The sequence below is a fragment of the Corallococcus sp. AB045 genome, from assembly GCF_003668895.1.
Lineage (GTDB): Bacteria > Myxococcota > Myxococcia > Myxococcales > Myxococcaceae > Corallococcus > Corallococcus coralloides.
The window spans coordinates 16649-29430 of the sequence record NZ_RAWN01000127.1 but is presented as its reverse complement, the minus strand read 5'-3'; the positions used below and the strand labels follow the sequence as shown (position 1 = coordinate 29430).

At 68.7% G+C, this 12782-nt stretch carries 10 protein-coding genes and 1 pseudogene; 5 read left to right on the top strand and 6 right to left on the bottom strand.

All coding sequences use genetic code 11. The features are described from left to right. A pseudogene (locus D7Y21_RS26695) lies at window positions 1-525 on the bottom strand (energy transducer TonB); the annotation flags it as partial. Between the two features lie 219 nt (window positions 526-744). Here D7Y21_RS26695 and D7Y21_RS26690 point away from each other — a divergent pair. The 4 genes from D7Y21_RS26690 (at window position 745) to D7Y21_RS26680 (ending at window position 4326) form a co-directional block, all read left to right on the top strand. Further along, window positions 745-1236, top strand: a complete 492-nt coding sequence (locus D7Y21_RS26690; RefSeq protein WP_121716521.1) for a hypothetical protein — start codon at window positions 745-747, stop codon at window positions 1234-1236. A gap of 151 nt (window positions 1237-1387) precedes the next feature. Continuing rightward, window positions 1388-1549 carry a hypothetical protein gene (locus D7Y21_RS41935; RefSeq protein ID WP_158619251.1) on the top strand — a complete coding sequence of 54 codons (162 nt, stop codon included), beginning with the start codon at window positions 1388-1390 and terminating at the stop codon, window positions 1547-1549. Between the two features lie 86 nt (window positions 1550-1635). Continuing rightward, complete coding sequence (locus D7Y21_RS26685) at window positions 1636-3693, top strand: cation:proton antiporter (protein WP_120563094.1); 2058 nt, start codon at window positions 1636-1638, stop codon at window positions 3691-3693. Between the two features lie 84 nt (window positions 3694-3777). Continuing rightward, a complete protein-coding gene (locus D7Y21_RS26680; RefSeq protein ID WP_120563286.1) occupies window positions 3778-4326 on the top strand; it encodes a hypothetical protein in 549 nt (182 codons plus the stop codon). Between the two features lie 30 nt (window positions 4327-4356). Here the strand turns inward: D7Y21_RS26680 and D7Y21_RS26675 are convergent, their stop codons facing one another. The 4 genes from D7Y21_RS26675 to D7Y21_RS26660 form a co-directional block, all read right to left on the bottom strand. Then, the gene (locus tag D7Y21_RS26675; protein ID WP_199735495.1) at window positions 4357-5004 is read right to left on the bottom strand and encodes a cysteine hydrolase family protein; all 648 of its coding nucleotides are present in this window, start codon (window positions 5002-5004) and stop codon (window positions 4357-4359) included. A 111-nt stretch (window positions 5005-5115) separates the two neighbouring features. Further along, window positions 5116-7086 carry a sorbosone dehydrogenase family protein gene (locus D7Y21_RS26670; RefSeq protein ID WP_233612291.1) on the bottom strand — a complete coding sequence of 657 codons (1971 nt, stop codon included), beginning with the start codon at window positions 7084-7086 and terminating at the stop codon, window positions 5116-5118. Window positions 7087-7145: 59 nt separating this feature from the next. Then, window positions 7146-9074: a sorbosone dehydrogenase family protein gene (locus tag D7Y21_RS26665; protein ID WP_158627359.1), complete on the bottom strand. Its 1929-nt coding sequence runs from the start codon at window positions 9072-9074 to the stop codon at window positions 7146-7148. A gap of 121 nt (window positions 9075-9195) precedes the next feature. After that, entirely contained in the window at window positions 9196-10194 is a 999-nt protein-coding gene (locus D7Y21_RS26660; RefSeq protein ID WP_121716515.1) for a WD40 repeat domain-containing protein, read from the bottom strand. Between the two features lie 188 nt (window positions 10195-10382). Between D7Y21_RS26660 and D7Y21_RS26655 the strand changes: the two genes are divergently transcribed. Further along, window positions 10383-11015 (top strand): SRPBCC family protein, encoded by a 633-nt coding sequence (locus D7Y21_RS26655; RefSeq protein ID WP_120563090.1) that lies wholly within the window; start codon window positions 10383-10385, stop codon window positions 11013-11015. A 65-nt stretch (window positions 11016-11080) separates the two neighbouring features. Here the strand turns inward: D7Y21_RS26655 and D7Y21_RS26650 are convergent, their stop codons facing one another. Beyond that, window positions 11081-12751, bottom strand: coding sequence for a M1 family aminopeptidase (locus tag D7Y21_RS26650; RefSeq protein ID WP_121716513.1), 1671 nt, complete (start codon window positions 12749-12751; stop codon window positions 11081-11083). Window positions 12752-12782 lie beyond the last annotated feature (31 nt).

Here is a 12782-nt window from a genome sequence, read left to right as displayed (position 1 = left end):
GCCCCCGACGACGCCACCCACCGCGCCGTCCGGCACGCCCGACCCCGCGGGCGCCTGCGACGCGACCACCTCCGTCGCGACCGGCGTCTCCACCTGCTCCACCACCGGCGCCGTCTCCTTCACCGGCTCCGGAACCTTCGCGGGCACCACCAGCTCCCGGTGCTTGGGGCGCGGCTTCTGCACCACCGGCTTCACGGGCTCCGGGGTCGCCTGCTTCAGCGCGCCACCGCCCAGCGGCGGCGGAGGCGGCGCGTAGGCCATCAGCACCAGCTCCGGCTCCGGCTTCTTGACCTGCGGCGGCGGCGGGTTCGACACCACCAACAACCCCACCGCCACCGCGAGCACGTGCGCCGCGGTCGCGGTCAGCAGGGCCCCGCTCCAGCGACCCCATCCCGCCTCCGCCGTCGCGGTCGCGGACTGGAAGAGCCCCGCCGGACCCCGCACTGCATCCGCACGGGCGGTCACAGCTTGCGGCAGCGCAGGGGCAGCACCCAATCCGTCGTCGAAGTTGAGAATGGTTCGCATTTTCGGTTGCCGGAAGGGGATACCCCCTAGCGGGTGGCAACGTCAATCTGGAGCGATGCTGAAATCATCCCGGCGCACCATCACGTGACAGTTTCGTCGCCAAGGGCGCGATTTTCCGAGGTGCGTGAGAACCCGGCTGCGTATAAAGGCCTTCCGCTGACTCGTTTTTGTCGTCGCCCGACTGTCGCATCGGGTACGACACGCTTAACCCCCCCATCCATGACGCCGGCCCCTCCCCACACCGGGCGTGAAGCCCTCCGTGAGTTCAGGTTCGCCCTGGCGGCGGTCGTGTGCGCGGCGGTGCTGGCCGGGCTGCTGGGGATGGTGGGGCTTTCGTCAGCGCCCTCCACCGGAGCCCGATGGGGAGCCCGCCAGGAGGCCGCGGCGTCCCGGACGCATGCGGTGTCGCGCACGCCATCCACCCCGAAGCTGGGGTGGGAGGAAGCGGGGCTGCTGCATGGCTCGCACGTGGCCGCGCCTCGGACGGGCTTACGCGATCAGGTGGATGGCGGGGGTGCCGGCCTCCGTCCCCTGACGCCCTTCGCGCCCCGGCCGGACACGCTGCGCGCGATCCTCGCGCGCCATGACGCGCGGATGCTGGCGCGGGCCGAGGGCCTGCTTGCCCGCGCGCTGCCCTCCCGGCTCACGCCGCTGGCGGACCGTCCCCGGACGGTGAACTGCCCGGCACAGGGTCCGCCCCTCCCAGGCTGAGCGGTTCTTTTCCGTCCTTCTGCTTCCGTTCGAAGGCCCGCGCCCGTTTCCAACCCGGTGTGACCCCTGGGACCAGGCGGGCAGGCCCTTCCCACGACACAACCCTTCCAGCACGCGGTGCTCCCTTCACGGCCGCGCGAGACCTTCTTCCATGTCTCCATCCCCTTCCCCCGATCCCACCTCCACCCCTTCGCAGCAGGCCCAGCAGGGCGGCTCCACCCACGATCAGTGGCAGGGCGCGCGCCTGTTGTGGAGCGGACTGCTGTGCCTGGCCATCATCGTCGGGGCCATTGCCCTCGAGCGATGCAGCTGAGTCCGCCCTAACTTCCTGTCGTTCCGGCCCCGCGCAGCGCGGGCGGGGCCGGTCATCGCGAGCCCATCACCTCCAGAGGCGCCCCCATGCACGACGCCCACGCGTTCCTCCAAGCCCTCGCCACCGTCCTTTGTGTCGCGGCGGTCACCACGGTCCTCTTTCAGCGCCTGCGCCAGCCGGTGGTGCTGGGCTACATCCTCGCGGGCTTCATCATAGGACCGCACGTCCCCATCCCCCTGGTGGCGGACCCGGGCATCGTGCAGACGCTGTCGGAGATGGGCGTCATCCTGCTGATGTTCTCCCTGGGGCTGGAGTTCAGCCTGCGCCGGCTGTTCCAGGTGGGGCCCACCGCGGGGCTCACCGCCTTCATCCAGTGCAGTGTGATGGTGTGGCTGGGCTTCATCATCGGCCGCGCCTTCGGCTGGACGATGCTGGAGAGCCTGTTCACCGGCTGCTGCATCGCCATCTCCAGCACCACCATCATCGCCAAGGCCTTCGACGAGCAGAACATCCGGGGCGCGCTGCGCGGCATCGTGGTGGGCATCCTCATCGTGGAGGACCTCATCGGCATCCTGCTGATGGCCATGCTCACCGCGGTGTCCAGCGGCACCGGCCTGTCCGCCGGGGACCTGGCGTACACGGTGGGCCGGCTGGCCGCGTTCCTCGTGGGGCTGGTCGGCATTGGCCTGTTCGTCGTGCCCCGGTTGATGCGCTACATCACGAAGCTCCAGCGGCCGGAGACGACGCTCGTCACCAGCGTGGGCATCTGCTTCGCGGGCGCGCTCCTGGCGCAGACGTTCGGCTACTCGGTGGCGCTGGGCGCGTTCCTCGCGGGCTCGCTGGTGGCGGAGTCCGGCGAGGGCAAGGAGATCGAGCACCTGGTGCAGCCGGTGCGCGACCTGTTCGGCGCGGTGTTCTTCGTGTCGGTGGGCATGCTGATCGATCCGGCGCTCATCCGCGAGCACTGGCTGGCCATCGCGGTGCTCACCGGCGTGGTCATCCTGGGGAAGATCCTCAGCGTGTCGCTGGGTGCGTTCTTCACGGGCAACGGCACGCGCACGTCCGTGCAGGCGGGCCTGAGCCTGTCCCAGATTGGCGAGTTCTCCTTCATCATCGCGGGGCTGGGCCTGTCCCTGAAGGCCACGGGCACGTTCCTCTACCCGGTGGCGGTGGCCGTGTCCGCCATCACCACGCTGACCACGCCGTGGCTCATCCGCGCGTCCGACCCCATCGCCAACTGGGTGGACCGCAAGCTGCCGGCGCCGCTACAGACGTTCGCGTCGCTGTACGGCAGCTGGGTGGAGAACCTGCGCACGTCGCCGCGCCAGAAGACGGTGGGCGCGCGCGTGCGGCGCATGGGGCTGTTGATGCTGCTGGACGCGGCGTTCATCACCATCATCGTCATCGGCACGTCCGTGCTGCTGCCCCAGGTGACGGAGTTCATCGACGAGCGTATGGGCTGGGGCAAGACGATGACGCCGTGGATCGTCATCGGCCTGGCCACGGCGCTGGCCCTGCCCTTCTGCGTGGGCATCGTGCGGATGGGGCGGCGGCTGGGCGTGGTGCTGGCGGAGGGCGCGCTGCCGGCGGCCGCCAACGGCAAGGTGGACCTGGCGGCGGCGCCCCGGCGGGTGCTGGTGGTCGCGCTCCAGCTGGCCAGCGTCTTCATGGTGGGCGTGCCGGTGCTGGCCATCACCCAGCCGTTCATCCCCGGCGTGCCGGGCGCGGTGCTGCTGCTGGTGTCCCTGGGTGTGATGGGCTTCGCCTTCTGGAAGAGCGCCACGAACCTGCAGGGGCATATGCGCGCGGGCGCGCAGGTCATCGTGGAGGCGCTCGCGGCCCAGTCCCACGCCAAGGGCGACGAGGACGAGCCTTCACAGGACGTGTTGCACGGCGTGCGCCAGATGCTGCCCGGCATCGGCGAACCGGAGTCGGTGGCGCTCGGCGAGTCCAGCGCGGCGGTGGGCCGGACCCTGGCGGAGCTCAACCTGCGCGGCATGACGGGGGCCACGGTGCTGGCCATCCGGCGGGGCGAAGCGGGCGTGCTGGTGCCCACCGCGCAGGAGGTGCTGCGCGCGGGTGACATCCTCGCGCTCGCGGGGACGCACGAGGCCATCGACGCGGCGAAGGGCGTGCTCGGCTGACGCGGGGCACCGGATGCAATGGGGGACGCGGCCGTCCGTAGCAAGGGCATGCCGCTCCCCTTCCGCGTTCCGGAGGTCCCCGCCATGCGCCGCCCGCTCCTTCCCACCCTGTTGCTCGCCTGTTCGCTGGCCGTGCCCGCCCTGGCGGCGGAACCGGCGAAGAAGCCGGCCAAGGCTCCCGCCAAGACCATCTGCGTCAACGTCAAGGACGGGAGCAAGGCGGTCCAGGGCACGAACCTGGTCATCGAGCCCGGGGAGAAGGTCAAGGACGCGGTCGCCGTGGATGGCGACGTCATCGTGAAGAAGGGCGCGGTCGTGGACAACGACGTGGCCGCCATCCGGGGGCGAGTCATCCTGGAGCCCGGCGCGAAGGTGAAGGGCGACGTGGTGTCCATTGGCGGCGAGGTGCGGGTGACCGCGGGCGCGCACGTCGACGGGAGCGCGACGGCGCTGGGCGGCAAGCTCGTGGTGGACAAGAAGGAGGACGTCGGCGGCGAGCAGAACTCCTTGTCCCTGGTCTTCAACGGCGACGACCTGGTGAAGGAGTTCGTCGGCAAGGCGCTCGACGAGGATGCGGGCAAGTGCCACATCCTCGATGACGACGAGGACGACGACGGCGACAAGGACGTCTGAGCCGTCCTCCTTTGTGTCAGGCGGCCCCCGTCACTTCCATTCTGGCAGGGGCTTGCGCGTGGCGCGGCGGCGCGAGCGGGGTTGCAGGTGCACCTCGTCCCCGCGGCAGACGCGCACGCGCAGGAAGCGCTGGAGCTGATCCAGGGCCAGGTCGTGGTCCTTGTCGCTCTCCGCGCAGCAGCAGTCGCTGAGCACGGTGATCTTGTACTCGTGCATGTGCGCGTCGTGGGCGCTGAAGAAGACGCACAGGTTGGTGGCGATGCCCGCGAGCAGCAGCTTCTTCGTGCCCAGGTGCTCCAGCAGGGGCACCAGCGACGTGGCGAAGAAGGCCGAGTGCTTGGGCTTGAGGATGAAGTAGTCGTCCGGCCGGGGCTTGAGCGCGCGGGCGACCCGCTGGCCCCGGCTGTCCTTCCGGGTGCAGTGCTTGTAGACGTCCGTGAAGCTGCTGCGCCACAGGTCGAAGTTGTCGTTGACGTAGATGACCGGGACGCCGGCCTTGCGCATCCGCTCCGCGAAGGGGCCCAGGCGCTCCACCATGCGCAGCGCCCAGGGCAGGACGTTCTCCCCGCCGGGGAACTCCAGGTCGTTGATGACGTCGATGATGAGCAGCGCGGTGTCATGCCGCCGCTCGTGCGGCGTGCGCGTCTGCTTCCGGACCGCCTGGCGCGGCTTCGCCACGTCCACCTCCCCGTGGCTGAACGCTAATCATCCTCCCGCCGGGGGGTGGAGTCCCCGCGCGGGAGGATGTTCGCTGGCAGCCAACGTCCCCCAGGTGCTGCGTGCGGCGGGTTACCGCCGGGCGCGGCGGGGCCTCCACACGACTCCCGCGAGCAGCCACCAGGCCAGGACGCCTGGAAGCGCGGTGGCGCCGGCACTGCACCCGCCGGATTCATCCTCCATGTGCACGAGCACCGCGCCGCCGTCCTTCGCGGGGCCCTCGGGCACCTGGGTTCCCGCGTCCACGGCTGAACCGGCATCCACCAGGGTTCCCGCGTCCGCCACGGCCTCTGCATCCTCGAAAGCCCCTGCATCCTCCACGGCTCCCGCATCCTCGGTAGCCCCAGCGTCCACTCCAGCATCGCCTTCCACGCCGCCGTCACTGCCGGGCTCCTCAAGCACCTCGTCCTCCTCCGTACGAGCCTGGACGGTGACCACGGGGAAGTCCTGCGACGGCGTGAACGTGAAGGTCGCATGCTCGACGTCCGCATCCGCGTCCTGCGCCGCGCCCAGCGTCACGAACTGAGGCACGCTCCAGTTCTCGGTAGTGAAGCGGAGCGAGGCGCCCTCCATCACGGACAGGTCACCCTCGCCCCCCTGCGCTGCCACCTTGACCCAGACGTCCACCAGGGGTGGCATTGCCAGGGACACCATGACCGTCTGGGTTTCGCCCTCCGGAATGACGAACTCCGAGGGCGACACGACCAGGGCCTGACCTTCTGGTGTTGGGGTGACCCGCAGAATCACCCCATAACCCAGCACATACAACGCCCCGTCCGGTCCCTCACTCACGTCGACGTAGCCGGCCCCCGTCTCGTGATTGATGATGAGGTCCTCCGCGGCCACGGAGCCGTCCGCCGCGAACCGGACCCGATGAAGCATCCCGCGGTAGTCCGTGAACAGGTAATTGCCGGAGTAGCTCGAGGGGAATCGTGTCCCCCCATAGAACATGCCCCCCATGACGAAATCGCCCTCGATCCATCGCTCGAGCTGGCCGCCGCCGCTCACCGCATCCGGCACTGGCTGGTCCACGGAGAACGACTGCGGGGAGGGATGCCCCGTGACATAGAAGTTCCCGTTGAAGCTGGGATCCTCCACGTCTCGGATCATGACCCGCGTCCCCTTGTGGTACCAGGAGGAGTCAAAATAGTCGTTCAGGAGCGTGAAGGTCGCGACGCCGTTCTGCCGCACCGCACCTGTCGGCGTGAGCGGATTGACATCGTAGTAGCGCAGGTATGAATACACGGGCGCCAGGTAGCCTGCGGGCCGGTTGTAGTCATAGTCGGGCCACCCCCCATGGTCGCCCGGCCCCACACTGAAGACCTGAAGGTTTTCCGGACTCGAGGCATTGGCCCACAGGCGGCCAGTTCCTGGCTGGAAAACCAGCCCGAAGAGATTGCAGAAGCCCCGCGCCCAGATGCTGTCCACGTTCGGGCCCGCACCGTCGTAGAAGGGATTGTCCGTGGGCACGGTGCCATCCGGACGCACACGGTGGATCTTGCCCGCCGCATTCGTCAGAACGTCTGCTTCACGGTAGCCGTGGAGACTCCCCACCCCGAAGTACAGCATGCCATCCGGACCGAAGGTCATCCCGCCGCCGTCGTAGTCGAGCTCTCCTGCCGGGAGCCCATCCACGATGACGGTGCGATTCACGCCGACGCCACCGACGTCGGTATACCGGAAGATCTGCAACTGGTAGCCCGGCATCGCCGCGAAGAAATAGACGTAATGGTTGCTCGCGAAGTCCGGATCGAAGGCCATGCCCAGGAGGCCTTCCTGGGCATTACGATTGAATGATTCGGAAATGAATGGGGTCGGCTGCACGACGCCGTTCACCACGACACGGACCTTCCCAGACAACGTCGTCACGAACAGGCGGCCAGACCCGTCCGGAACCCATCCCATCCGGGAGGCGTCCTCGCTGGTCGTGCCGAAGTCCACCCAGTTCGCGATCTCAAGGTCACGAGCCGTCTCGACGGGTTGGGAATAGACGGGGAAGGCTGTCAGCAATGCCAAGGGAAGCCAAGGGGCAATGGATCGCATATCAAGCACGCTAGCGTGCCCTCCCGTCTGACCGTCAGTCTTTTCCCTCCAGTTCCGCTTCAGCTCCGCCGGGCGCGGCGGGGCCTCCACACGACTCCCGCGAGCAGCCACCACGCCAGGACGCCTGGAAGCGCGGTGGCGCCGGCACTGCACCCGCCGGATTCATCCTCCTGGGGGCCCGTCACCGTGCCGCCGTCCTTCGCGGAGCCCGCGTCCACCCCGGTCCCCGCGTCCGCACGGGTCCCTGCGTCCACCTGGGTACCGGCGTCCACTCCGGTGCCCGCGTCCGCGCGGGTCCCTGCGTCCACCTGGGTGCCGGCGTCCACCCCGGTGCCTGCGTCCGCACGGGTCCCGGCGTCCACCTGGGTGCCGGCGTCCACTCCGGTCCCGGCGTCCACACCCGCGTCGCCTGCCACGCCGCCGTCGCCGGGCCCCTGCGGCAGGTCGTCGTCCACCGTGCGGGCCTGGACGGTCACCACGGGGATGTCCTGGGTCGGCGTGAACGTGAGGGACGCGTGTTCGACCTGCGCATCCGCGTCCTGCGCCGCGCGCACCGTCACGAACTGAGGAACGCTCCAGTTCTCTCGCGTGAACCGAAGCGAGCCACCCTCCACCAAGATCAGGTCACCCTCGCCCCCTTGCAGCACCACCTTGACCCAGACGTCCACCAGCGGAGGCATCGCCAGGGACACCGTGACCGTCTGGGTTCCGTCCTCCGGGACGACGAGGTTCAAGGGAGACACGCTCAGGGCCTGGGTTCCCGGCACCGGGGTGACCCGATGGACCCCCCCGTGGTGGCTGAGGACATACAGCGCCCCGTCCGGCCCCTCGTTCACGTCAACGAAGCCGCCGCCCGTCTCATGATTCATGATGATGTGTTCCCTGGCCACGGAGCCATCCGCCGCGAACTGCATCCGGTGAAGCATCCCGCGGTAGTCCGTGAACAGGTAATTGCCGGAGTAGCTCTGGGGGAAGCGCGTCCCCTTGTAGAACATGCCTCCCATCGCGAACTCGCCCTCCGGCCATCGCTTGAGATAGCCGCCGCTACTCACCGCGTCCGGCTCCGGCTGGTCCACGGTGAACGACTGCGAGGAGGGATGACCCTTGATGTAGAACTCGCCGTTGAAGCTGGGGTTCGCGACATCGAAGATCGAGACCAGCGTCCCCTTGCGATACCAGGATGAATTGTAATAGCCGCCGACCAGCGTGTAGGTCGCGACGCCGTTCTGCCGCACCGCGCCTGTCGCCGTGAACGTGGCTTCATCGTTGACACCGGGCAGGTATGAGTACACCGGCGCCAGGTATCCCGCGGGCTGGTTGTTCTCATAGTCGGGCCAACCCCCATGGTTTCCCGCGCTGACACTGAAGATTTGATTGGCCCCAGGGCCTGAGACATTGGCCCACAAGCGCCCGGTTCCCGGCTGGAAGACCAGCCCGTAGAGGTTGTGGAAGCCCCGGGCCCAGATGCTGTCCACGTTGGGGCCCGCCCCGTCGTGGAAGGGATTGTCGGTGGGCACGGTGCCATCCGGGCGCACGCGGTGGATCTTTCCCGCCGCGTTCGTCAGGACGTCCGCGCTCCGGATGCCCTGGAGCGTCCCCACCCCGAAGTACAGCATTCCATCCGGACCGAAGGTGAGCCCTCCGCCGTCATAGTCGAGCACTCCCGCCGGGAGCCCGCCCACGATGACGGTGCGATTCACGCCGACGCCGCCGGAGTCGGTGTACCGGAAGATCTGCAACGTGAAGCCCGGCATCGCCGCGAAGAAATAGACGTAGCGGTTGCTCGCGAAGTTCGGATCGAAGGTCATGCCCAGGAGGCCTTGCTGCTCGTGCCCCTGGGTGAAGGACTCGGAGATGAAGGGGGTCGGCTGCACGACGCCGTTCTTCACGACGAGGACTTTTCCAGACATCGTCGCCACGAACAGGCGGCCAGAGCCATCCGGAACCCAGCCCATCCGGGTCGCGTCGCTGGCCGTTGCGAAGGTCACCCAGCCTTCCTGGACCTCGAGGTCACGAGCCGTCTCGACGGGTTGGGCATGGACGCGGAAGGCTGTCAGCAATGCCAGGGCAAGCCAGGGGGCGATGGGGCGCATGCCGCGCAAGCTACCATCAATTCCGGACATCCCGAGCCGCGCCAGGCCTGGGCTTCACGCCCCAGATGCCCACCTTGCCGTCATCCATGCCCCAGCACACGAAGCGCCCGTCGGGAGAGAAGTTCGCGGTGCTGCCCTGCATGTCATCCAGGTCCGAATAGGCGAAGACGCGCTGGCCGGCATGGACGTCGATGACCACGAACGCGCTCGTGTCCGCGCTGGCGGCCAGCAGGGAACCCTCGGGGCTGAACTCGACCTGCATCGCACCGGAGGCCGGGCCCGCGATGCTCCGAACGGTTTCCAGTCCGGGGAGGCCCAGGAACAGCAACTTGCCACCGGAGTTGGCAGCGACCAGCCCTTCTCCAGACGGAGTGAACGCCACGTTCCAGGTCAGCTGGGCATCGAGCGTGCGGGCCCCCACGACCTTGCCGGTCCTCGCATCCCAGAGGCGAACGGAAGCGCGTGTCGCGGCACCGGCCTGCTCCTCTGCGGCACCCACGGCCGCGAACCGGCCATCCGCCGACAGCGCGCAGCCATAGAGGAACGCGGGGTCCTCCAGCCGCCACACGAGCCAGCCGCGCTCCAGGTCCCAGAGCAGGACCCGGCCCTGGCCGGACGTGAGCAGCAGGCGCGTTCCGTCCGACGACAGGCACGCGCTGGCGACGGACCCGCCGGTCTCCACCGAGGACAACAGCGTGCCGTCCGTGACGGACCAGGTCTGGAGGGTGCCGCGCGCGGTCACGGACAGGATGCGCTGGGAGCCAGGGAGGAACCACGCGGCCACGCAGCGGGAAACGGAGAGCGTGAAGAGCGGAGTCGCCGCTTCCGAGTGCAGGTCCCACCAGCGCAACGGCGTCCCACCCTGCTTCTGGACGGACAGCAGGAAGCGCGACGACGCATCCCACGCCAGCCACTGCCACCGCGAGTACTGCGACAGCTCCGGCTCCCCCAGCGTCCGCAGCAGGGACAGATGCTTCACGGTGTCAGGGGTCAGCGTCAGGGAAGGCGTGAGCATGGTGCGAATCCGAAATGGCGCATAGCCGCTCAAGAGTGAGCCTTGAAGCAGTTTCGAACGAAGAGGCCGCGATGACCCGCTCCGCACGCTGCGTCATGGTGGGCTGCGCGCTGGGGGGCTTGAGCCGGGCCGAACGGACGGCCTAAGACGCGGCCTCCCCGTCCAGGGGACCCTTTTCGAGGAACTTCATGTTCAAGAAGATTGCCATTGGCGTTGTCGCCGTGCTCGCGCTGCTCGCCGGCTTCATCACCACCCGCCCCGATACCTACACCGTCACGCGCACCGCCACGGTGCCGGGTGCACCCGACGTCGCGTTCGGTCTGGTCAATGACTTCCACCAGTGGAACCAGTGGTCTCCCTGGGACAACCTCGACCCGAACATGAAGAAGACCTTCGGCGGCGCGGAGTCGGGCGTTGGCGCCACCTATGGGTGGGTGGGCAACAACGACGTGGGCGAGGGCCGCATGACCATCCTGGAGGCCACCGCCGACGCGTCCGTCCGCATCAAGCTGGAGTTCATCAAGCCCTTCGAAGACAGCAGCATCACCACCTTCTCGTTCAAGCCCGCCAACGACGGCACCACCGTCACCTGGACCATGGCCGGCGAGCACACCTTCGTGAGCAAGGCGATGTGCCTGTTCATGGACATGGATCAGATGATCGGCAAGGACTTCGAGAAGGGCCTCGCCAGCATGAAGACCGCCGCCCAGACCGAAGCCACCAAGCGCGCCGAGGCCGAAGCCGCTCGCAAGGTCGCCGAGGCCAAGGCCGCCGAGGAAGCCGCCGCAGCCGCGCCCGCCGTCGCCGCGCCCACCCCGTAGTCCACGGCTCCACCTCGTGGCTCCTGGCCCCTCGCGCCTTCCCGGCACGAGGGGCTTTCTCGTTCTCACAACCTCCAGGCTTGAGGCGCGGGCTCCCGCACCTGCCCCAGGCTCCTGCGGTTGACCAATCGATTGCGTGGATCCACCGCGACCTGGCGGACCGCCCAATCCACTCCCGTCACCGTGAGCCGAGCCGTCGCGGACTCCGGCTCCAGGCCGTAGGAGACGGCGACCCTCCGCCGCGCCTCCGGCGCATCGCCCTGGAGATCCAGCTCCACCTCGCAGGGGTACACCTTTCCCGTCACCGTCCGCTGCGTCACGGTCAACGTGAGCGCGTCCTCCTGGCTCCACTCCACCTGGAAGTACGGCCAGTCCGGCTCCCCTTCCCCGTCCACCCAGGTGTCGAAGTAGCGCTGGAGGCTCTTGCCGGAAGTGGCTTCGAGCGCCCGGCGTAGGTCCTCGATGCTCCGGACTCCCGGCTCCGCCAGGAACGTCTGGAGCCCCGCCAGCACCTGGGGCCGTCCCAACAGGGACTCCAATTGCACCAGGAGGATCATTGGGCCCGTGCCGTAGATGTCATTGATGAAGGACAGGAAGGGCGGCGCGGGCGTGTCTCGTGGACGCAGGTGGTAGGACGCGGTCCGGGCCAGCCGGTCCCAGTACGCCAGCGTCACGGCGGCATCGTCACCTCGGTGCTCGTCTTCAAAGACATACGTGAGGTACTCCGCTACCGCCTCTTTCCACGGGTAGTCCTCCGCGCTCGCCAGCGTCGTCCGGTCTCCGGCCCACTGGTGCACGACTTCATGCATCAACGTGTGCAACGTCACGTTGGCGTAGACCCCGCCAATCCCTGGCAGGTCGTCGCGCAGCACGATGTTGGCCGGGTGCTCCATGCCCAGCCAGTCCGTGCGCCCGCTGGCCACCCGCAGCTCGGGGCCATAGGGCAGCGGGCCGAAGCGCGCCGTCATCCACTCCAGGAACTCCGCCACCGCGCCCGCGTCAATCGCCGGCCCGATCAGTCCCCCTGGCGGCTCATACAGATCCACGCGCCCCGCGTTCGTGTCCACCAGCCGCGTGCGCTCCCACGCCGGATGCGACGCGACCATGAAGGCGGAGTACGTGGGGGCCCGCGTCCCCAGCAGCTCGCAGCGCGTATGTGTTTCATCCCGCCGCGACAGGCTCCCCGGACACAGCACCACCTCGCCGGGCGCGTGCGTGATGTCGAAGGTGAAGTGCGCCAGCCGCCCGGGCGCCGTGTCACACGGACCGAAGAGGTCGCAGGACTCCAGCCATCCCAGCAGATACGTGAAGGGACGGCCCTGCGCATCCAACCGCCGAGAGAACCCCACCTGCGTGTAAGGCACCGTGGCCTCCGGAACACGCAACCGGCTGTCGAGCCACAAGGGCCCCTCCACCGGAGCCACGCCACAGACCTCCAGCCGACCGTCCGCCATGCGGAAGCTTTCGGGAGGCACACCGCCCCACCGCGCGTCCATCACCTCCGCGCGAGCCGGAAACGACACGCAGCCCCGCGCGCCCGCCTCCACGTCCAGCCACAACCGGGACGATGCCTCCCCTGTCGTGAGGTCGAACACGAAGTCGTAGCGCTCCACCCTGGACGCCAGCGGCGCCCCACCCGCGTCCGGCGGTTCCAAGGGCGGCTCGCCGGACTCGCAGCCCATCACGCCCAGGACCAAGCACGGCAGCGCGAAGCGTCTGAGCCAGGGCAGGAGCACGACACGGATACGGACCAGGGCGCTCCCCCGG